The sequence below is a fragment of the Pseudomonas sp. K8 genome, from assembly GCF_014889455.1.
GTDB lineage: Bacteria > Pseudomonadota > Gammaproteobacteria > Pseudomonadales > Pseudomonadaceae > Aquipseudomonas > Aquipseudomonas veronii.
This window is the reverse complement of sequence record NZ_VJWO01000011.1, coordinates 107,922-128,509: the sequence shown is the minus strand read 5'-3', so window position 1 is coordinate 128,509 and position 20,588 is coordinate 107,922. Positions and strand designations below refer to the sequence as shown.

At 62.1% G+C, this 20,588-nt stretch carries 17 protein-coding genes; 6 read left to right on the top strand and 11 right to left on the bottom strand.

Annotated features, from left to right (window positions below):
• The first annotated feature begins 2 nt into the window (after positions 1-2).
• The 4 genes from INT12_RS11075 (at position 3) to lpxC (ending at position 4,447) form a co-directional block, all read left to right on the top strand.
• Positions 3-872: a cell division protein FtsQ/DivIB gene (locus tag INT12_RS11075; protein ID WP_026139894.1), complete on the top strand. Its 870-nt coding sequence runs from the start codon at positions 3-5 to the stop codon at positions 870-872.
• Between the two features lie 15 nt (positions 873-887).
• Complete coding sequence (gene ftsA, locus INT12_RS11070) at positions 888-2,150, top strand: cell division protein FtsA (RefSeq protein WP_017845923.1); 1,263 nt, start codon at positions 888-890, stop codon at positions 2,148-2,150.
• A 67-nt stretch (positions 2,151-2,217) separates the two neighbouring features.
• Complete coding sequence (gene ftsZ / locus INT12_RS11065; protein ID WP_193058848.1) at positions 2,218-3,423, top strand: cell division protein FtsZ; 1,206 nt, start codon at positions 2,218-2,220, stop codon at positions 3,421-3,423.
• Positions 3,424-3,535: 112 nt separating this feature from the next.
• Positions 3,536-4,447: a UDP-3-O-acyl-N-acetylglucosamine deacetylase gene (lpxC, locus tag INT12_RS11060; RefSeq protein ID WP_003171886.1), complete on the top strand. Its 912-nt coding sequence runs from the start codon at positions 3,536-3,538 to the stop codon at positions 4,445-4,447.
• Between the two features lie 95 nt (positions 4,448-4,542).
• Here the strand turns inward: lpxC and INT12_RS11055 are convergent, their stop codons facing one another.
• From INT12_RS11055 to INT12_RS11030, 6 genes are all read right to left on the bottom strand, one after another.
• Positions 4,543-6,036 (bottom strand): sensor domain-containing diguanylate cyclase, encoded by a 1,494-nt coding sequence (locus INT12_RS11055; RefSeq protein ID WP_126585775.1) that lies wholly within the window; start codon positions 6,034-6,036, stop codon positions 4,543-4,545.
• Positions 6,037-6,122: 86 nt separating this feature from the next.
• Positions 6,123-7,451, bottom strand: a complete 1,329-nt coding sequence (locus INT12_RS11050) for an OprD family porin (RefSeq protein WP_193039977.1) — start codon at positions 7,449-7,451, stop codon at positions 6,123-6,125.
• A gap of 335 nt (positions 7,452-7,786) precedes the next feature.
• Positions 7,787-9,151, bottom strand: a complete 1,365-nt coding sequence (locus INT12_RS11045) for a heavy metal sensor histidine kinase (protein WP_017845919.1) — start codon at positions 9,149-9,151, stop codon at positions 7,787-7,789.
• A complete protein-coding gene (locus INT12_RS11040; protein ID WP_017845918.1) occupies positions 9,141-9,818 on the bottom strand; it encodes a heavy metal response regulator transcription factor in 678 nt (225 codons plus the stop codon). Before INT12_RS11040 ends, INT12_RS11045 begins: the two co-directional genes overlap by 11 nt.
• A gap of 9 nt (positions 9,819-9,827) precedes the next feature.
• Positions 9,828-12,923 carry a multidrug efflux RND transporter permease subunit gene (locus INT12_RS11035; RefSeq protein ID WP_057004271.1) on the bottom strand — a complete coding sequence of 1,032 codons (3,096 nt, stop codon included), beginning with the start codon at positions 12,921-12,923 and terminating at the stop codon, positions 9,828-9,830.
• The gene (locus tag INT12_RS11030; RefSeq protein WP_046384646.1) at positions 12,920-14,086 is read right to left on the bottom strand and encodes an efflux RND transporter periplasmic adaptor subunit; all 1,167 of its coding nucleotides are present in this window, start codon (positions 14,084-14,086) and stop codon (positions 12,920-12,922) included. The genes INT12_RS11035 and INT12_RS11030 overlap by 4 nt, the downstream gene beginning before the upstream one ends.
• Positions 14,087-14,301: 215 nt before the next feature.
• Here INT12_RS11030 and INT12_RS11025 point away from each other — a divergent pair, with 215 nt between their 5' ends.
• Both INT12_RS11025 and INT12_RS11020 read left to right on the top strand, forming a co-directional pair.
• The gene (locus tag INT12_RS11025; protein WP_017845915.1) at positions 14,302-14,535 is read left to right on the top strand and encodes a hypothetical protein; all 234 of its coding nucleotides are present in this window, start codon (positions 14,302-14,304) and stop codon (positions 14,533-14,535) included.
• 168 nt (positions 14,536-14,703) lie between these two features.
• The gene (locus INT12_RS11020) at positions 14,704-15,492 is read left to right on the top strand and encodes a transporter substrate-binding domain-containing protein (protein WP_046484581.1); all 789 of its coding nucleotides are present in this window, start codon (positions 14,704-14,706) and stop codon (positions 15,490-15,492) included.
• On the opposite strand, the gene INT12_RS11015 is transcribed toward INT12_RS11020, so the two are convergent.
• From INT12_RS11015 to INT12_RS10995, 5 genes are all read right to left on the bottom strand, one after another.
• The gene (locus INT12_RS11015; RefSeq protein ID WP_104903889.1) at positions 15,489-16,232 is read right to left on the bottom strand and encodes a YkgJ family cysteine cluster protein; all 744 of its coding nucleotides are present in this window, start codon (positions 16,230-16,232) and stop codon (positions 15,489-15,491) included. The two genes, INT12_RS11020 and INT12_RS11015, sit on opposite strands and share 4 nt — an antisense overlap.
• Before the next feature lie 108 nt (positions 16,233-16,340).
• Positions 16,341-16,823 carry a GNAT family N-acetyltransferase gene (locus INT12_RS11010; RefSeq protein ID WP_079442883.1) on the bottom strand — a complete coding sequence of 161 codons (483 nt, stop codon included), beginning with the start codon at positions 16,821-16,823 and terminating at the stop codon, positions 16,341-16,343.
• Positions 16,824-16,826: 3 nt separating this feature from the next.
• The gene (locus INT12_RS11005) at positions 16,827-17,729 is read right to left on the bottom strand and encodes a chemotaxis protein (protein ID WP_193039978.1); all 903 of its coding nucleotides are present in this window, start codon (positions 17,727-17,729) and stop codon (positions 16,827-16,829) included.
• Between the two features lie 96 nt (positions 17,730-17,825).
• Positions 17,826-18,800, bottom strand: coding sequence for a 2-hydroxyacid dehydrogenase (locus INT12_RS11000; protein ID WP_046384642.1), 975 nt, complete (start codon positions 18,798-18,800; stop codon positions 17,826-17,828).
• 753 nt (positions 18,801-19,553) lie between these two features.
• On the bottom strand, positions 19,554-20,522 hold the full coding sequence (locus INT12_RS10995) for a LysR family transcriptional regulator (protein ID WP_017845908.1): 969 nt from the start codon (positions 20,520-20,522) through the stop codon (positions 19,554-19,556).
• Positions 20,523-20,588: the final 66 nt, after the last annotated feature.

Sequence of the window (20,588 nt, the reverse complement as noted above, 5' to 3'; positions counted from 1 at the left end):
ACATGAAAGGCGCATCGCTTCGTCATCAGCCCCCACCCGCACCCGGCCGCAAGCCGGTGCCACGGGGTGCCAGCCGAATGGTGGCTAAAGAGCCGATGTCGGCGCGCCTGCCGAAAGCCAACTTTGGTTTCCTCAAGGCGCTGTTCTGGCCGGTGTTGCTGGTGGTGTTGGGCTTCGGCACTTACGAAGGCGCGCAGCGTCTATTGCCTTATGCCGACCGGCCGATCACCAAGATCAGCGTGCAGGGCGACTTGAGCTACATCAGCCAGCAAGCGGTGCAGCAGCGCATCGGCCCGTTCCTGGCGGCGAGCTTCTTCACCATCGACCTGGCCGGCATGCGCCGGGAGCTGGAGCAGATGCCGTGGATCGCCCACGCCGAAGTCCGCCGTGTATGGCCGGACCAGGTGACGATCCGCCTGGAAGAACAACTGCCCGTGGCCCGTTGGGGCGATGAGGCGCTGTTGAACAACCAGGGCCAGGCGTTCACCCCGCGTGAGCTGGCCAATTACGAGCACCTGCCGCAGCTGTTCGGGCCGCAGCGGGCGCAGCAGCAAGTGATGCAGCAGTACCAGGCCTTGAGCCAGATGCTGCGGCCGCTGGGCTTCTCCATTGCGCGTCTGGAATTGCGTGAACGGGGCAGCTGGTTTTTGACGACCGGGGCAGGCAGTTCCGGCCCGGGCATCGAGTTGTTGCTGGGACGCGACCGCTTGGTGGAAAAGATGCGCCGCTTTATTGCCATCTATGAAAAGACCTTGAAAGAACAGATTACGAACATTGCGAGCGTCGACCTGCGTTACGCCAACGGCCTTGCCGTCGGCTGGCGTGAACCGGCTGCGCCCACGGCAGCGCAACCCGCTGTCGCGAAGAATTAAGAAGAGGCAGGACCCATGGCAAACGTGCAAAGCGGCAAAATGATCGTCGGTCTCGATATCGGCACCTCCAAGGTGGTGGCGCTGGTGGGCGAGGTCGGGGAAGACGGCACGATCGAAATCGTCGGTATTGGCACGCATCCGTCCCGGGGCCTGAAGAAGGGCGTGGTGGTGAACATCGAGTCCACCGTGCAATCGATCCAGCGCGCCATCGAAGAAGCGCAGCTGATGGCCGGTTGCCGGATTCACTCGGCGTTCGTCGGCGTGGCGGGCAATCACATCCGCAGCCTGAATTCCCACGGCATCGTGGCGATCCGCGACCGCGAAGTCAGCGCGGCCGACCTTGAGCGCGTACTCGACGCCGCCCAGGCCGTGGCGATCCCGGCGGACCAGCGCGTGCTGCACACCCTGCCGCAGGACTACGTGATCGACAACCAGGAAGGCGTGCGCGAGCCCCTGGGCATGTCAGGCGTGCGCCTGGAAGCCAAGGTCCACGTGGTGACCTGCGCGGTCAATGCCGCACAGAACATTGAAAAGTGCGTGCGTCGCTGCGGCCTGGAAATCGACGACATCATTCTCGAGCAACTGGCTTCGGCCTACTCGGTACTGACCGACGACGAAAAAGAACTGGGCGTGTGCCTGGTCGACATCGGCGGCGGCACCACCGACATCGCGATCTTCACCGAGGGTGCGATCCGTCACACCGCCGTGATCCCGATCGCCGGCGACCAGGTCACCAACGACATCGCCATGGCGTTGCGCACACCGACGCAGTACGCCGAAGAGATCAAGATCCGCTATGCCTGCGCCCTGGCCAAACTGGCCGGCGCCGGTGAAACCATCAAGGTGCCGAGCGTGGGCGACCGTCCACCGCGCGAGCTGTCGCGCCAGGCCTTGGCCGAAGTGGTCGAGCCGCGTTACGACGAACTGTTCACCCTGATCCAGGCGGAACTGCGCCGCAGCGGCTACGAAGATTTGATCCCGGCCGGCATCGTGCTGACCGGTGGCACCTCGAAGATGGAAGGCGCGGTCGAACTGGCCGAAGAGATCTTCCACATGCCAGTTCGCCTGGGCGTGCCCCATGGCGTCAAAGGCCTGGGCGATGTGGTGCGCAACCCGATTTATTCCACCGGTGTGGGCTTGCTGTTGTACGGGCTGCAAAAGCAGACCGACGGCATTTCCCTGTCGGGCCCGAGCATTCGCGACAGCTACCGCGGCGACGACGAAGCGAAAGCACCGTTGTTCGAACGGTTGCAGGCTTGGGTCAAAGGCAATTTCTAACGATTTACCGCAACACCGTAAAAAAGCAGTAGGCGAAAAAACTAGAGAACACGAAAGGAGAGGGAAAATGTTCGAACTCGTAGACAACATCCCCGCCAGCCCGGTCATCAAAGTGATCGGTGTCGGCGGTGGCGGCGGCAACGCTGTCAACCATATGGTCAAGAGCAACATTGAAGGCGTTGAATTCATCTGCGCCAACACTGATGCCCAGGCGCTGAAGAGCATCGGCGCGCGGACCATCCTGCAATTGGGCACCGCCGTGACCAAGGGCCTCGGCGCTGGCGCCAACCCGGAAGTCGGCCGTCAAGCCGCGCTGGAAGACCGCGAGCGTATCGCCGAAGTGCTGCAAGGCACCAACATGGTGTTCATCACCACCGGCATGGGCGGCGGTACCGGTACCGGTGCAGCGCCGATCATCGCCGAAGTGGCCAAGGAAATGGGGATTCTGACGGTCGCCGTCGTGACCCGTCCGTTCCCGTTCGAAGGCCGCAAGCGCATGCAGATCGCCGACGAAGGTATCCGTCTGCTGTCTGAAAGCGTCGACTCGTTGATCACCATCCCCAACGAGAAGCTGCTGACCATCCTGGGCAAGGACGCGAGCCTGCTGTCCGCGTTCGCCAAGGCTGACGATGTACTGGCCGGTGCCGTTCGCGGTATCTCCGACATCATCAAGCGCCCGGGCATGATCAACGTCGACTTTGCCGACGTGCGTACCGTGATGAGCGAAATGGGCATGGCGATGATGGGCACTGGCTGCGCCAGCGGTCCGAACCGTGCGCGTGAAGCCACCGAAGCGGCCATCCGCAACCCGTTGCTCGAAGACGTGAACCTGCAAGGCGCACGCGGCATCCTGGTGAACATCACCGCCGGTCCTGACCTGTCCCTGGGTGAGTACTCCGACGTGGGTAGCATCATCGAAGCCTTCGCTTCCGAGCACGCGATGGTCAAAGTCGGCACCGTGATCGATCCGGACATGCGCGACGAACTGCATGTGACCGTGGTCGCGACCGGCCTGGGCGCAACAATCGAGAAGCCTGTAAAGGTCATCGACAATACCGTTCATACCGGCCACAACAGCCACGCCAGCCAAGCGGCTGCCGCTCCAGCGCCTGCGCGTCAGGAACTGCCGTCGGTGAACTACCGTGATCTGGACCGTCCGACCGTGATGCGCAATCAGGCTCAGGCCGGTGCTGCAGCGTCCCGTAGCCCGAATCCGCAAGATGACCTGGACTACCTGGACATCCCGGCATTCCTGCGTCGTCAGGCCGATTAATGGAATGTATCAGGGCTATGAAGGTGATTGGTGTTCAGCAAAGGTCTGGTCTGCTATTATCGCCAGCCTTTGTTGATACCAGTTCGCAATTTGCGCTGAAGCGGTCCAAGCCATGATTAAACAACGCACCCTGAAGAATATTATTCGTGCCACAGGTGTAGGTCTGCACTCCGGGGAGAAGGTATACCTGACCCTCAAACCTGCACCTGTCGACACCGGCATCGTGTTTGTTCGTGCCGACCTGGACCCTGTGGTGCAGATTCCTGCTCGCGCGGAAAACGTCGGCGAAACCACGATGTCGACCACATTGGTCAACGGTGACGTCAAGGTGGACACGGTGGAGCACTTGCTCTCGGCCATGGCTGGCCTGGGCATCGATAACGCCTACGTCGAGCTCTCCGCGTCCGAAGTCCCCATCATGGATGGCAGCGCTGGTCCCTTCGTATTCTTGATTCAATCTGCCGGCCTGGAAGAACAGGACGCAGCCAAGAAGTTCATTCGCATTCTGCGGGAAGTGACAGTAGAAGACGGCGACAAGCGCGCCACCTTCGTCCCGTTCGAAGGCTTTAAAGTGAGCTTTGAGATCGATTTCGATCACCCGGTATTTCGCGACCGCACCCAAAGCGCAAGCGTGGATTTTTCCAGCACTTCGTTCGTAAAAGAAGTCAGCCGCGCCCGCACCTTTGGTTTCATGAGTGACATCGAGTACCTGCGCAAGCACAACCTCGCACTCGGCGGCAGCGTTGAAAACGCCATTGTGGTCGACGCGGATGGTGTACTGAACGAAGACGGCCTTCGCTATGAAGACGAATTCGTGAAGCACAAGATCCTCGATGCAATCGGTGACCTCTACCTGCTGGGCAATAGCCTGATAGGCGAGTTCAAAGGCTTCAAGTCGGGCCACGCCCTTAACAACCAGCTGCTGCGCAAGTTGATTGAGCAGACAGATGCTTGGGAAGTCGTGACCTTCGAAGATGCCAGCACCGCACCGATCTCTTACATGCGTCCCGTTGCGGCGGTGTAAGTAACAACTCTCTTTCTTTAGTTTTTAAGGGCTGCCTTCGGGTGGCCCTTTTTATTTCCCGTGGCGAGCGAGCCACAATGGCCTGTTCGCCTCAGTCATCGCGCCGTTGCCTCCACGATGCAATTGCGCCCACTGCGCTTGGCTTCATACAGCGCGCGGTCCGCACTGAGCTGCAAGTCCTCCAGGGACATGCGACTGCGCTTGTCCCACGTACTCAGGCCAATGCTCACGGTAATCGGCCGTTCATCCCCTTCCACCCGTGGCAAATGCTCGACGCCGCGGCGGATATGCTCGGCGATTAGCCACGCGCCCCTGATATCGGTAGACGGCAATACCACAGCAAACTCTTCACCGCCATAACGTGCGGCCAGGTCGGCCGGGCGACGGATGTTGCCGCCGATCACCTGGGCGACGTTGCGCAACGCCTCATCGCCGCCGTGATGGCCATGACGGTCGTTGAATGCCTTGAAGTGGTCGACGTCAATCATCAACAGCGTCAGCGGTTCGGCGGAGCGCTGGGCGCGGTCCCATTCCAGGCGCAGGCGTTGGTCCAGAATGCGCCGGTTGGCCAGGCCGGTGAGCGCGTCGGTGGCTGCCAGTTCTGACAGCACCTTCTCCGCGCGAAAACGGCGGCGCAGTTCCCGGCGCAGCATCCAGGTCAGCCATAACAGGCCGATACACAGGATGCCGGTGGCGCCGCCGGTCAGCGTCGCCGCGCGCTTCCATGGCGCGAACACGTCCTCACTGGACAACGCCACGACCACAATCAGCGGTAGCTCGCCGACATTGGTGAAGGTATACAGGCGCTCCTTGTCGGTGATGGTCGAGATGGCCCGAAAGCTGCCGCTTCCTTCGCGTAGCATGCGCTTGAAGTTGGGGCGATCACTCAGGTCCTTGTTGATCATGTCGCGCTCCAGCAGCGGTTGCTGGGCCAGGAGAATGCCGTGGCTGCTCAACAGGTTGACCGAGCTGCTATTGCCGATGGCGAGGCTGTTGAACAACTGATCGAAGTACGCCAGGCGCATGGTGGCCACCGCGACCCCGAGGAACTCGCCGTTGGCGCCGGTGACGCGGCGGCTGAACGCGATGCGCCAGACTTGCTCGCAATGGCACTGAATCATGAACGGCCGGCTGATGAACAGGTCGTTCTGGTTGGTGATTTTATGCACGAGGAAGTAGTCGCGATCAGCCAAATTACGCGAGGTCGGCTTGAGCGTCGAAGAGTCAGCAACGACGGCGCCATTGGCGTCCAGCAACAGCACTTGGTCTTTGAACGGCGCGGCCGTCGACAGCTCGAATTGCACCAGATGCCGGATATCCCCCGATACCTTGGACAAATCCGTGCGCTGCGTGGCGGCGATCAACCCTTGCAGCGCGAGGTCGTATAGCTCGACGTTACGCAGCACATCGGCGTTGATCAGTTGGGTGATGTTGGTGGTTGAGCGTTTCGCCGCCTGCAGGGTGCTGGCGTGTTCGCGGATCAACAGCACTGCGACGATAATCACAATCAATGCGACGGTGAAGCCGCTGCCCAGCATCAACAATAATTCTGCGCGTTCAGGTGGGGTACGAAAAGGGCGTGGACTCATCGGGCAGACTTCAACGGTGAAGATGCTGGCAGTTTAGTTCTACCCGATGAAAATTGATTGTTTGGTTGAAAAGAAAGTGCGGCGGCTTAGAACACGTTGATCGGATAGTCGACGATCACCCGGTATTCATCCACATCCCGATCCACCGCCGAGTAGCCATTGCTGCCGCGGTTGGTCGCCCATTGCAGGCACAGGGACAGATCCTTGGCCTTGCCGCCCTGCACCACGTATTTCACGTCGATGTCTCGTTCCCAGTGCTTGGCGTCCTGGCCGTCGGCGCTGTACCAGGCGCTGTAGCCCCGACTGGTGGGATCGACTTTGCTCAGGTCGGTCTTACCGCTGCTGTAGGACACGGCAGTGGTCAGGCCCGGCATGCCGAGGCCGATGAAGTCGTAGGCGTACTTGAGCTTCCACGACCGCTCGTTGGGGCCGTTGAAGTCCGAGTATTGCTGGGAGTTGTCCAGGTACACGCTGTCGCCCTGGGTGATGTAGTCGAACGGTGTGTTGCCGTTGACCCGCTGGTACGCGGCGGTGACGCTATGGCTGCCCACGGCTACGGTGAAATGCAGGCTGTAGGTGTTGTTGTCGATGTTACCCAGCAACGACTGGCCGCTGTCTTGGGTGTGGTAGTAGTGCAGGCCGGGGTTGAGGCTGACCAGGTCGTTCAGCGCGTAGGTGTAGTCCAGGTCGTAGTAGTACTGGTGCCACACATCCTTGAGTTCGGCGGCGTACAGGTTGCTGGTCAGTCCCGGCACGCCGCTGAACGACACACCGGCCCAGTCCAGGTGCTGGCTGTCGGTGTGTTCCGGCAGTGTGCCGTAGCTGGTGCCGATGCGCTGGTGGCCGCTCTGGTTGTAGAGCTTGGTGAAGCTGGCCTGGCCGCCTTCGATCATCCAGCCGTCGAGGCTGTGGTTGGTCAGGCTTACGCCGCGAAAGGTCTGGGGCAGCATGCGGGTCATGCCGCCAGCGATCACCGGGTTGTTGAGGAACAGGTCGCCGGCTTTCAGTTCCGTGTCGAACGCGCGCATCTTCAACGTGCCGCCTGCGGTGGAGAACGACCCCGGTGCCTTGCCGCTGCCTTGACTGTTGCCATACGGGAGGATGCTGGAGCCGTCGGTGCCGCCACCGCCGTCGAGCTTGAGGCCGAGCATGGCGTGGGCATCCAGGCCGAAACCGACGGTGCCCTGGGTGTAGCCGGATTCGAAGATGCCGAGAAAGCCCTGGCCCCATTCTTTGTTGTCATCGGTGTGGATGTCGTGACGGTCGCGGTTCATGTAGTAGTTGCGGGCGTTGAGCTTGAGGCTTGCGCCTTCGACGAAACCGTCGGCGGGGGTGGTGTCTGCTGCGTGGGCGAGGGGGGCGATCGTTGCTGTAATCGCGAGGAATAACGGGGTGAACGTCAGCGAGTTCTTCACCGGTGGAGCTCCTTTGGTCAAACGGAAACGGCCAATGTCGTGGGGGTGTGCCTGGCCTTTTTTGCGGCAAAAAAAAAAGCCGCTGAAGTCAGCGGCTTTAAGACAGATTCCCAGTGTAGAGCCCTGGAAAAAAGTCGAGGGAAGTTCGGGTAAGCGGGTCAGCTGTCTTTGCCGTCGCGCTCATCGATGCGTCAAATTAACGCAGGCGAGCGCTGCGATACAGAGTGTAACAAGATAATGACTGTTGCCCAAATCGCAATAGTCAGAGTTTTGGCGCATGCCAATGTGGGAGGGGGCTTGCCCCCTCCCACATTGGTCTGAAGTGTTCTCAAGCGTTAGACGGGCAGGGTAATACCGAAGGTGTTGCCGCCCGCGTCACTGCGCACGAACACATCGCCGCCATGCATCAGCGCAATCGCCTTGACGATGGCCAGCCCCAGCCCATGGTTGGCGCCACTGTTGCTGCGCGATGCGTCCACCCGATAGAAGCGTTCGAACAGCCGAGGCAGGTGCTCGCTGGCAATCGCGTCGCCGGGGTTGGTCACGGCGATCGCCACCTGATGCTCCCGCACGTCGATGTTCACCGCGATGACCTGCCCTGGCGCGGTGTGCTGCACGGCGTTGCTCAGCAGGTTGATCAATGCGCGGCGCAGGTGGGCTCTTTCAATCTGCACCTGGGCGTCGCCGTGGACGTGCACCCGGACCTGGGCGTCTTCGAGGATGAAGTCCAAGTAGTCGAGGGTGGTCGCCACTTCGTCGGCCAGGGAGCTTTCGATCAGCTTGGTGGCCTTGCTGCCCTGGTCGGCGCTGGCGAGGAACAGCATGTCGTTGATGATCGAACGCAGGCGCTCCAGTTCTTCCAGGTTCGATTGCAGCACCTCGAAATAATGTTCGGCCGAGCGCCCGCGTGTCAGGGCCACCTGGGTCTGGCCGATCAGGTTGGTCAGGGGCGAGCGCAGTTCATGGGCGACGTCGGCATTGAACGATTCCAGGCGCGAGTAGGCCTGTTCGACGCGGTCCAGGGTGGCGTTGAACGAGTTGACGAACTGACGCAACTCCGGCGGCAGCGGCGACAGTTGCAGGCGCCCGGAGAGCTTCGGCGGTGCGAGTTTCTGTGCTTCGTCCGAGAGTTTGCTCAGCGGCTTGAGGCCGATGCGCGAGACCCAGAACCCCAGCAGCGCCGCCAGCACCACGCCGATAAACGCCAGGCTGATCAGCGCCACCAGCAAGTGGTGCTGGGTGGCGCGGAAGTTTTCGGTGTCGATGGCGATCATGAAGCGCAACGGCGGGCGCTGGTCCTGGGCGGGGAACTGGCTCACCAGCACCTTGAACGGGTCGGCGTGATCGACCAGGCGCAAGTCGCGCTTGCCGGTCGGGCCGGCGGCGAAGGCGCGGATCTGCGCGTCCGGGTTGCCATATTCGTAGTTCGGGTCGCTGCTCACCACCCAGAAACGGATGCGCTTGTCTTCCTCGGCCAACAACTTGAGTTTGGCCTTGATCTTGGTCCAATGCTCCGGCGTGCCGAAGCGCTTCACCGAGGACTCCAACACGCTGTAGCGCGCATCCAGTTCGGCCTCGGGTAACAGGCCCAGGCCACGGTCCACCTGCTGATAGAGCGCGCCGCCGATCAACAGGAAGATCAGCAGCGCCACCAGGGTGAACATGCCGCTCAAGCGCAGCGCGATGGAGTTAGTTGACACCGCGGTTCTCCAGCACATAACCCATGCCACGGATGGTGTGCAGCAGCTTCTGTTCGAACGGCCCGTCGAGCTTGGCGCGCAGGCGTTTGATCGCGACTTCGACCACGTTGGCGTCGCTGTCGAAGTTGATGTCCCAGACCATCTCCGCGATGGCGGTCTTGGACAGGATCTCACCCTGGCGCCGCGCCAATACGCTGAGCAGCGAGAACTCCTTGGCGGTCAGGTCCAGGCGCACGCCGTTGCGACTGGCCTTGCGGCTGATCAGGTCGATCCACAGGTCGGCGACCGTCACCTGCACCGGTTCGTGCCCGCCACTGCGGCGGGTCAGGGCTTGCAGGCGCGCCACCAGCTCCAGGAACGAAAACGGCTTGCCCAGGTAATCGTCGGCGCCTTCACGCAGACCGCGAATGCGGTCTTCCACGCGCTCGCGGGCGGTGAGCATGATCACCGGCGTTTGCTTGCGCGCGCGTAGGGCACGCAACACGCCGAAGCCGTCGAGACCGGGCAGCATCACGTCGAGCACGATCACCGCGTAGTCGTTTTCCAGCGCTAGGTGCAAACCCTCGACGCCTTCACGCGCCACGTCGACGGTGTAGCCTTGCTCCGTCAGGCCGCGATGCAGGTAGTCCGCGGTTTTTTCTTCATCTTCAACGATCAGTACGCGCATGACCCCGCCTTAATGTGTGGTCGCCAACGCGGGCGTTGGTGTGGGCCGGTGGAAAAACCGCTCAAGGTACAAGTATATGATCGGCGTGGTGAACAGCGTCAGCGCCTGGCTCACCAGCAAGCCGCCGACCACCGCGATCCCCAGCGGTTGGCGCAACTCGGCACCGGGGCCTGCGCCGAGCATCAGCGGTACGGCGCCGAGCAGGGCGGCGAGGGTGGTCATGATGATCGGCCGGAACCGCGTGACGCAGGCTTCGTAGATCGCTTCCTCCGGCGGCAGGCCTCTGACCCGCTGCGCTTCGAGGGCGAAGTCGATCATCAGGATGCCGTTCTTCTTCACGATGCCGATCAGCAACACCAGGCCGATCAGGGCCATGATCGAAAAGTCCTGGCCCAGCAGCCACAACATGATCAACGCGCCCAAGCCAGCCGAGGGCAGGGTGGAAATGATCGTCAGCGGGTGGACGAAACTTTCGTACAACACGCCGAGAATGATGTACACCGCCACCAGCGCCGCGAGGATCAGCCACGGCTGGCTGGCCAGTGAACTCTGGAACGCCTGGGCCGCGCCCTGGAAGTTGCCGAGGATGGTGGCCGGCATGCCGATTTCGTTCTTGGCCTGGTTGAGCATGATCACCGCATCCCCCAACGCCACGCCGGGCGCCAGGTTGAACGACAGGTTGGCCGCCGGGAACATGCCGTCATGGCTGATGGACAGCGGGCCCACGCTGGGCGGGTCGACCTTGGCCAGGGCCGACAACGGCACCATCTCGTTGGTCAGTGGCGAGCGCAGGTAGAAGTAATTGAGGCTTTCGGCTTTGCCGCGTTGCTGGGTGTCGAGTTCCAGCACCACTTGGTATTGGTTGATTTCGGTCTGGAACTCGTTGATCTGGCGCTGGCCGAACGCGTCGTACAACGCCTGGTCGACATCGGTGGCGGTCAGGCCGAAGCGCGCGGCGGCCTGGCGGTCGATGCTGATGTGGGTGATGCTGCCGCCCAGTTGCAGGTCGTTGGACAGGTCGCGAAACGCCGGGTTGGCGCGCAGTTTTTCGGTGAGGCGCTGGGTCCAGGTATTCAATGTCGCGCCGTCGTTGCTCTTGAGCACGTACTGGTACTGGGCGCGGCTGGGGCCGGAGCTGAGGTTGATGTCCTGGCCGGCGCGCAGGTACAGCACGATGCCCGGCACCTTCGCCAGTTTCGAGCGGATGCGGTCGATGAACTGGCTGGCGGACACGTCGCGATCGCCGCGGTCTTTCAAGGCGATCCAGAAACGGCCGTTGGCGATGGTCTGGTTGCTGCCGGTGACGCCCACCGAATGGGAAAACGTTGCCACCGCCGGGTCAGCCTTGATGATCTCGGCCAGGGCCTTGTGCTTGGCGACCATGTCCGGGAACGACACATCGGCCGCCGCTTCGCTGGTGCCGAGCACGAAGCCGGTGTCCTGCACCGGGAAAAAGCCCTTGGGGATGAACACGTAGCCGACCACCGCCAGCGCCAGCGTGACCACGAAGATCGCCAGCATGCTGCGTTGATGGACCAGGGCGCGGCGCAAGTTGCGCGCATAGCCGGCCAGCAGGCGTTCGCTGAAACCGGGCTTGGCGTGGGCCGGATGGGTCGGGGCGCGCATGAACAGCGCCGCGAGGGTCGGCGCCAGGGTCAGCGAAACCACCACCGAAATAAGGATGGTCGAGGTCGCCGTCAGCGCGAATTCCTTGAACAGGCGCCCGACCACGCCGCCCATGAACAGCAGCGGAATGAACGCCGCCACCAGCGAGAAGCTGATGGACACCACGGTAAAGCCAATCTCGCCGGCGCCCTTGATCGCCGCTTCGCGCTTGCCCAGCCCGGCTTCGAGATGGCGGTGAATGTTCTCCACCACCACGATCGCATCGTCCACCACAAAGCCCACGGCGATGACGATCGCCACCAGGGTCAGGTTGTTCAGGCTGAAGCCCATCAGGTACATCAAGGCGAAGCTGGCGATCAGCGACACCCCGAGCACGCTCGACACAATCAACGTCGCCGACAGCTGGCGCAGGAACAACGCCATCACCGCCACCACCAGCAGCACGGCGATCAGCAGGGTCACTTCCACTTCATGCAGGGAGGCGCGGATGGTCTTGGTGCGGTCGCTCAACACGCTGACCTGCACCGACGCCGGCAGCATGGCCTGCAGGCGCGGCAGTTGCGCTTGAATGCGGTCGACGGTCTCGACGATGTTCGCGCCGGGCTGGCGCGAGATCACCAGGTTGACCCCCGGGGTGTCGCCGGACCAGGCTTGTACGTAGGCGTTTTCCGAGCCGTTGATGACTTTAGCGATATCGCGCAGTTGAACCGGCGCGCCATTCTTGTAGGACACGATCAGTTGGGCGTAGTCCCCGGGCTGAAACAGCTGGTCGTTGGTCGACAGCGTCGACACGCTGTTCTCCCCGTAGATCGCGCCTTTGGCCAGGTTCAGGCTCGACTGCTGGATCGCCACGCGGATGTCGGCCAGGGTCAGGCCGATGGCCGCGAGTTTGTCGGGCGAAGCCTGCACGCGAATCGCCGGACGTTGCTGGCCGGTGATGTTGATCTGGCCGACGCCGTCGATCTGGCTGATCTGCCGTGCCAGCAGGGTTTCCACGTAATCGCTCAGTTCGGTGCTGGGCATGCTGTCGGAACTGACGCTGAGGATCAGCACCGGGCTGTCTGCCGGGTTGACCTTCTTCCAGGTCGGCAGGGTCGGCATATCCCTGGGTAGCTTGCCGGACGCGGTGTTGATCGCCGCCTGGACTTCCTGGGCGGCGGTGTCGATGCTCTTGTTCAGGGTGAATTGCAGGGTCAAGAGGCTGGAGCCCAAGGCGCTGCTGGAGGTCATCTGGGTCATGCCGGGGATGGCGCTGAATTGCACCTCCAGCGGCGTGGCCACCGAAGAAGCCATGGTGTCCGGGCTGGCGCCGGGCAGTTGCGCGCTGACCTGGATTGTCGGAAATTCCGCTTCCGGCAGCGGGGCGATGGCCAGTTGCGGGAAGGCAATCAGCCCAAGCAACACCAGAGCGAAGGTGAGCAGCAGGGTCGCGACCGGGTGGTCGACGCACCACGCCGACGGCGAGCGGCTGGCGTTCATGGTTGCACCTTGGCGTCGACGGTCTGGATCACTTGCGGCGGTTCTTTGAGCACGTCGACCCGAGCGCCGGCCTTGAGCCGCGACTGGCCATCGCTGACCAGCACATCACCGGCCTGTACACCTTTGATGAGCGTCACGTCGCTGTTCTGGTAGGTGACCTGCACCGGCACCACCTCCACCTTGTCGCCGTTGACCCGGTACACAAAGTGCGCGTCCAGGCCGCGTTGCACCACGGTCGGCGGCACCACCAGGGCGTTTTTGTCGAGGCCTGTCTGGATCTTGATGGTCACCAGTTGCCCCGGCCACAGGCGCTGCGTGGCGTTGTTGAACTCGGCCTTGGCGCGCAGGGTGCCGGTGGTGGAACTGATCTGGTTGTCGATCAGGCTCAGGTGGCCTTCACCGAGCAGGTCGCCGGTCTGGCCATCGGTGTCGGCGCCCAGGTAGGCGTCGACGCTGGCTGGGGTAGGGGCCGCGATCAGGCTTTGCAGAGTGGGCAGCATCTGTTGCGGCAGGGAAAATTCGACGGCAATCGGGTCGATCTGCGTCACCGAGAACAGCCCCTGGGCATCGCTCGTGCGCAGGAAGTTGCCTTCATCCACCGTGCGAATCCCTACGCGGCCGCTGACCGGCGAGCGAATCTGAGTGTAGGAAAGCTGCACCTTTGCCGCATCAATCGCCGCCTGATTGCCCTGGACGGTGGCATTGAGTTGGTTGACCAACGCCTGTTGCTGGTCATAGGTCTGCTTGGACACGCCGTCGTCGACACTCAATGCCTTGTAGCGCTTGAGGTTGATCAGCGCGACTTGCAACTGCGCCTGGTTTTCCGCCAACAGCGCCTTGGCCTGCTCGAGGCTGGCGCGGATCGAGCGGTCATCGATGGTCGCCAACAGGTCCCCGGCCTTGACCTGCTGGCCTTCCTTGACCAGCAATCGGGTGAGGATGCCGTCGACCTGCGGGCGGATCACCACGCTGTGCAACGACAGCACCGTCCCAATGCCGCTGACGAATCGCGGGATGTCCTGTTGCGCCACGCTCACCACCCGTACCGGGATCGCTGTCGGCGCCGCCAGTTTGGGTTTGGCCGGCCGCGTCAGGGCCCAGGCTGCAATCGCCAGCACCACGAGGACTCCGACGATCAGCGCGGTTTTTCGTTGAATTTGCATGGAAGTGAGGTGCCAGGGCAGAGGAACGGAAGAGTGAGGTGTCTTTATAGCCCGTCAACCCGGTCAGCAAGGTGACTGCTAACTGACAGCGCTGTCAGTAAACGCCGACCATTCGTACAGGCGGTGGTTAAAGATCCTGAGGGCGCAGGTATACTGCGCGCCAGTGTGGCCCGCAAGCTGGCCCCGCATCAATTTTTGCCTGCTCCGGAGCTTCCATGACTTCCCCGACACATCCCCCTGTTGAAGCGGCCGACCTCGTCGATCCGGCCAGCGCTGAAAGCGTTGAAAAAACCGAGATCCCGGCGTTCAAGTTTCCGTTCAAGCCGGGTGAACTGGCCGGGGCCAAGAATGCCGCCCAGCCGTGGTACAAGAACGGCGCCAAGAATGGGCATACCAAGTCCCCAGGCATGGCGCCGCCGGGCACTCGTCGTTCGATGGGTAAACGCTGAGAATAATAAGTCGCACGCTGTGTCGACTATTGCCTACAACGTCTGCTGAAATTTCTGATTGTAGGGCCACGACTGTTTCTTGAAAGCTTGCACAGCCTCCGTGCCGCCCCGGCGTTTTCCGTCGGTGCGGGAGGGTGAGGTTGGACTTTCCGGAAAAGGACGTTTCCTGTGGCTCTGATACACATTTGTGCCGTGCTCGCGTTATTGCTGGCGGCCGATAGCGTTGCCGCCGGTGAGTCGCCACGGCGCGAGATCCGTTTCGCCGTCGCTGCGCAATTCGCGCCTTTCCAGAGCCGTAACCCGCAAGGCCAGTTGGTCGGCCTGAACATCGACCTGGGTAACGCCCTGTGCGTGCAGTTGAATGTGCGCTGCACCTGGGTCGACCAGGTGCTGGTGGAAAACTTCCCGGCCCTGGAGGCCCGGCAGTTCGACGCAATCATGGGCATGGCGCCCACGTCGACGCGTCGGCGCTGGGTCAACTTCACCGATGAGCTGTATCCGTTCACCACGCGCCTGGTCGCCCGCAGAACATCCGGCCTGCTGCCGACCGTGCGGTCGCTCAAGGGCAAGCGTGTCGGGGTGTTGCTGGGCAGTAATCGCGAAGCCTTCGCCCGAGCGCAGTGGGCGCCCAAGGGCGTTATCGTCAAGAGCTTCTGGCTCAATGACGAACTGGCTCGCAGCCTGGTGGCGGGGGATATCGATGCGACCCTGCAAGGCACCGTGGAAATCCGTGAGGCGCTGCTCGATACCGTCGATGGCCAGGACTTTGACTTCCTCGGCCCCGCGATTTCGGCCGAACTCCTGGGCAGCGGCGTGGCGATCGCGGTGCGCAAGCCCGATACCGCCTTGCGCAATGCCCTCAACTGCGCCCTTGAACAACTGATGCAAAGCGGCGAATACCAGCGGATCATTCAGCCCTACCGCCTGGATGCCGTTTCCGTCGCGCCCAACGACTAGGCGGCGCGCAGCGGGATAAACGCATAGTTGGCCGGCACCTCGGTGGCAAGCTGTGCCCCCGCGTCCAGCAACTGTTCGGCGATGTCCATCGCGGACACATGAAACACCCACTCATTCGCCACGCCGGGCTGGCTCTCCGCCAGCTCGATCGCCTGGGTAAAGGCATCCATCTGCGGCAGGTACGCCGTAAAGCCATCGCCCTTGAGCGCCGTGGTGCGAATCCCCAACAGGGCACACACCGCCTCTTTGGTCTGCACATCGTCGCGGTCGGCCTGGCGCGAGCGGCGGATCAGTTCAGCCAGTTCCGCGTCCATCAACTCGCCGCCGGCAATCAATACCGGGCCCTGTTCCCACGACTCCGGCGGGCATTCCTTGGCGGCAGGGTTCAACGGGATGTGCGGGTTGATCTCCATCGGATAGATGCGGCAGACCAACGGTCGGCGTTCATAGATGCGGCACAGGTTGTCTTCGTCAAGATTCCGGCAGCGTCCGGGGTTGTAGGCGGCAAAAGTGATGGCCACGAATGCCTGGGTCGTGCCGCTGGGCACCATCGCCGAACGGCGTTCGGCATGTTCGCGTTGTTGCAGTGGCAGGCCCAGGCCGTTGCCGAGAAAACCTTCCACCAGAACGATCACGCTGCCGCCGTCAGCCGCCCACTGGCGGGCTTCTGCGAGGGTCAGGGGGACATGGTGGTCGGTGCAGCATTTGCCACAACCGACGCAGGAAAAATGAGTGTTCATGGCAGATCTGTCACCAGGCTAGGTCAGAGGGCTCGCGCGAACGGTGACGGGTTTTCACCTCTTTTCAACGTTCGGGAGCACTGAAAGCAAGTTGTGCGCCAGTGCCCGTCAGTCTTCGCTGACCACATCGCGCAGCACGAACACCATGCCCGCGCTTTCATAGAGTTTCCGGGCGCGTCGGTTGCTTTCCAGGACCTTGAGGTCCACGTAGGGTTCGCCGCGCTGCTTGAACACCTGGAAGGCGTGCAGCAACAAGGCGCGGCCCAGCCCCTGGCCCTGGGCGCAGGGGTGTACAGACAGGTTCTTGATGAAGGCGCTGGTCCAGCACTGGGCCACGCCGAGGATGCCCTCGGCATTGCTCGCCACCAGGCACAGCGTGGGGTCGAACTCGGCATCGGTCACGAACTGCCGCTGCCAGGTTTGCAGGTCGGCGACGTGGCCGCCGCCTTGCGCCTGGGTCATGCGCAACACCGCGTGAATCGCCGGGGCCCATGCGTCGCGGTAGTGATCCAACTGCGTACCGGCCGGCCACTGCGGCGCGGGCAGGTCGCGGGTGAGGTCGCGGCGTAGCAGTTGGAAATACTCGGCCACCGCTTACAGGCCCTTTTGCGCCACGGTCTGGGCGGCCACCACCAGGCATTTGGTCAGTTCGGGCGAGGAGAATTTGGTCAGCACCGCGTCGGCCCCGGCCACGCGCGCTTTTTCGCTGTTCATCGCGCTGTCCAGGGAGGTGTGCAACAGCACGTAAAGGTCCTGGAAGTCCGGGGTTTCGCGCAGGGTGCGGGTGAGGGCGTAACCGTCCATTTCGGACATTTCGATGTCCGACACCACCACATTGATCTGCTCGGCGGTGCCCTGCAGTTCCAGCAGCACGTCGATGGCTTCCTTGGCGCTGCGTGCGGTGTGGCAGGTCAGACCGAGGTTGCGCAGGGTGTGTACTGATTGTTGCAGGGCGACCTGGCTGTCATCCACCACCAGGATTCGCGCGTTGCCCAACACTTCGGCCTCTTCCATGGTCAAGTCGGTCGGCGCCATTTCAATCGGCGCCGGGGCGATGCCGTGGATGACTTTTTCGATGTCCAGCACCTGCACCAGCCCGCCTTCCACCTGGGTGACCCCGGTGATAAACGAGCGATTGCCGCCGGCACCGAAGGGCGGCGGGCGGATATCGGTGGTCAGGCAATGCACGATCTTGCTCACCGCCTGCACATGCAGGCCCTGCTTGGAGCGGCTGACATCGGTGACGATCAGGCAGCCGCCGTCCGGGTCTTCCAACGGCATTTCGCCGAGGGCGCGGCTCAGGTCGATCACCGACAGCGAGGTGCCGCGCAGCATGGCGATACCTTTGACGTGCGGATGGGACTCCGGCAGCTTGGTCAGCGGCGGGCACGGAATGATTTCGCTGACTTTCAGCAGGTTAATGGCCATCAACTTGCCGCTGCGCAAGGTAAAGAGCAGAAGCGAGAGTGAGTCTGCGCGGGCTTTAGACGTGGACATAAAAACCTTCTGTGGATCAGGGTTGATCATCTATGGAGGGTTATCGACTTCATCGGCCCAGGCTTTAGGGGAATGGGCCGATGAAGTTGACTTATCTCAGCCCTTCCATACCTGCGGGTTGACCAGATCCTGCGGGCGGTGGCCGAGCAGGGCGCTGCGCAGGTTGTCGAGGGCGCGGTTGGCCATGGCTGTGCGGGTTTCATGGGTCGCCGAGCCGATGTGCGGCAGGGTCACCGCATTGCTCAGCTGGAACAGTGGCGACTCGGCCAGCGGTTCCTTTTCATACACGTCCAGCCCCGCCCCGCGAATACGCTGGGTTTGCAGGGCTTCGATCAACGCCGGTTCGTCGACCACCGGGCCGCGGGAAATATTGATCAGGATCGCGCTGGATTTCATCAGTCCCAGCTCGCGATGACTGATCAGGTGCCGGGTCTTTTCGCTCAACGGCACCACCAGGCAGACGAAGTCCGCTTCGGCGAGTAACTGATCCAGGCTGCAGAACTGTGCGCCCAGTTCCTGTTCCAGGGCGGGCTTGCGGCTGTTGCCGCTGTACACAATCGGCATATTGAAGCCCAGGCGCCCGCGCCGGGCCACGGCGGCGCCGATATTGCCCATGCCGACGATGCCCAGTGTCTTGCCATGCACGTCGCAGCCGAACAACGACGCGCCCACGCTGGCTTTCCACTCGCCGGCCTTGGTCCATGCGTCCAGCTCGGCCACCCGGCGTGCGCTGCTCATCAGCAGGGCGAAGGCGAGGTCGGCGGTGCTTTCGGTGAGGACGTCGGGGGTGTTGGTGAGCATGACCCCGCGTTCGTTGAGGTAGGCCACGTCATAGTTGTCATAGCCCACCGATATGCTGGACACCACTTCCAGCCGGCTCGCGCCTTCGAGTTGCGCGCGGCCCAGCTTGCGCCCCACGCCGATCAGACCGTGGGCATGGGGCAGGGCTTCATTGAACTGTGCATTGATGTCGCCCAGCTTGGGGTTGGGGGCGATCACCTCGAAATCCTGTTGCAGGCGTTCGATCATTTCCGGGGTGATACGGCTGAAGGCGAGGACAGTCTTTTTCATTGCAGGCGGGCTCATCGACTACGGAAGAATGCCAAGCAAGCTAACATTCCTGCCGGCAATTGTCAGGACACCGTTGAACCTCTGTGGGAGGGGGCTTGCCCCGATAGCAGTGTGTCAGCCAATACATGCATGACTTCACTACCGCTATCGGGGGCAAGCCCCCTCCCACATTTTTGACCGAGTCCAGCTTCCAGGCTCAGGTTGGTTATAAGGCCGCTCCTAAGAGCAAGAGCCAAATGAGTTCTATCTGATCCATGGAGATCCAAATGTGGGGGGGGGCTTGCCCCCGATAGCAGTGTGTCAGCCAATACATGCATGACTTCACTACCGCTATCGGGGGCAAGCCCCCTCCTACATTTTTGACCGAGTCCAGCTTCCAGGCTCAGGTTGGTTATAAGGCCGCTCCCAAGAGCAAGAACCAAATGAGTTCTATCTGATCCATGGAGATCCAAATGTGGGAGGGGGCTTGCCCCCGATAGCAGTGTGTCAGCCAATACATGCATGACTTCATTTCCGCTATCGGGGGCAAGCCCCCTCCCACATTTTTGACCGAGTCCAGCTTCCAGGCTCAGGTTGGTTATAAGGCCGCTCCTAAGAGCAAGAGCCAAATGGGTTCTATCTGATCCATGGAGATCCAAATGTGGGAGGGGGCTTGCCCCCGATAGCAGTGTGTCAGCCAATACATGCATGACTTCATTACCGCTATCGGGAGCAAGCCCCCTCCCACATTGGATCGCTATCGTCTGGCAGAAATCAGTTCGCCATCCGCACGCCGCCCAGGCTGCCGCTCAACTCATACGCGACCAATTCCGCCTGGTGCGCCGCGAGAATTTCCGGCAGCGAACCGCGCAGGTATTCCACCCAGGTCTTGATCTTCGCATCCAGGTACTGGCGCGATGGGTAAATGGCGTACAGGTTCAGTTCCTGTGAGCGATAGTTGGGCATCACCCGCACCAGCGTGCCGTTGCGCAGGCCTTCGATGGCGGCGTACACCGGCAACAGGCCGACGCCCATGCCGCTGGTGATGGCGGTTTTCATCGCATCGGCCGAGTTCACCAGGAACGGCGATGTGTTGATCGCGACACTTTCCTGGCCGTCAGGGCCGTTGAAGCTCCATTTATCCAGCAGGACCACCGGGCTGACCAGGCGCAGGCAGGCGTGGTTGAGCAGATCGTGGGGCCGTTGCGCGCAGCCTTTGGCCTTGACGTAGTCCGGCGAGGCGCAGGCGATGCTGTAGGTGATGCCCAGGCGCTGGGACACGAAGCCCGAGTCCGGCAGTTCGCTGGCCAGCACGATGGACACGTCGTAGCCTTCATCGAGCAAGTCCGGCACGCGGTTGGCCAGGGTCAGGTCGAAGGTCACGTCCGGGTGAGTGCGGCGGTAGCGGGCAATGGCGTCGATGACGAAATGCTGGCCGATACCGGTCATGGTATGCACTTTCAACTGGCCGGCGGGGCGCGCGTGGGCGTCGCTGGCTTCGGCCTCGGCTTCTTCGACGTAGGCCAGGATTTGCTCGCAGCGTAATAAATAGCGTTTACCCGCCTCCGTGAGTGCAATGCGGCGGGTAGTGCGGTTGAGCAAGCGGGTTTGCAGATGAGCCTCCAGGTTGGAGACCGCGCGCGAAATGTTGGCGGTGGTTGTGTCCAGCTGTGCGGCGGCGGCGGTGAAGCTGCCGGCTTCGGCCACAGAACTGAAGGCGCGCATGTTTTGCAAAGTGTCCATGGGGTGTTCTCAAGGGAGATGACAAATTGTGACAGAAAGTTACGCCGACCAGTGATCCCTACGAAG

Bases quoted from the DNA above. Each gene is read 5' to 3' on its own strand.
- INT12_RS11075 (WP_026139894.1), top strand. From the start codon at position 3: ATGAAAGGCGCATCGCTTCGTCATCAGCCCCCACCCGCACCCGGCCGC.
- ftsA (WP_017845923.1), top strand. From the start codon at position 888: ATGGCAAACGTGCAAAGCGGCAAAATGATCGTCGGTCTCGATATCGGC.
- ftsZ (WP_193058848.1), top strand. From the start codon at position 2,218: ATGTTCGAACTCGTAGACAACATCCCCGCCAGCCCGGTCATCAAAGTG.
- lpxC (WP_003171886.1), top strand. From the start codon at position 3,536: ATGATTAAACAACGCACCCTGAAGAATATTATTCGTGCCACAGGTGTA.
- INT12_RS11055 (WP_126585775.1), bottom strand. From the start codon at position 6,036: ATGAGTCCACGCCCTTTTCGTACCCCACCTGAACGCGCAGAATTATTG.
- INT12_RS11040 (WP_017845918.1), bottom strand. From the start codon at position 9,818: ATGCGCGTACTGATCGTTGAAGATGAAGAAAAAACCGCGGACTACCTG.
- INT12_RS11035 (WP_057004271.1), bottom strand. From the start codon at position 12,923: ATGAACGCCAGCCGCTCGCCGTCGGCGTGGTGCGTCGACCACCCGGTC.
- INT12_RS11030 (WP_046384646.1), bottom strand. From the start codon at position 14,086: ATGCAAATTCAACGAAAAACCGCGCTGATCGTCGGAGTCCTCGTGGTG.
- INT12_RS11025 (WP_017845915.1), top strand. From the start codon at position 14,302: ATGACTTCCCCGACACATCCCCCTGTTGAAGCGGCCGACCTCGTCGAT.
- INT12_RS11015 (WP_104903889.1), bottom strand. From the start codon at position 16,232: ATGAACACTCATTTTTCCTGCGTCGGTTGTGGCAAATGCTGCACCGAC.
- INT12_RS11005 (WP_193039978.1), bottom strand. From the start codon at position 17,729: ATGTCCACGTCTAAAGCCCGCGCAGACTCACTCTCGCTTCTGCTCTTT.
- INT12_RS11000 (WP_046384642.1), bottom strand. From the start codon at position 18,800: ATGAAAAAGACTGTCCTCGCCTTCAGCCGTATCACCCCGGAAATGATC.
- INT12_RS10995 (WP_017845908.1), bottom strand. From the start codon at position 20,522: ATGGACACTTTGCAAAACATGCGCGCCTTCAGTTCTGTGGCCGAAGCC.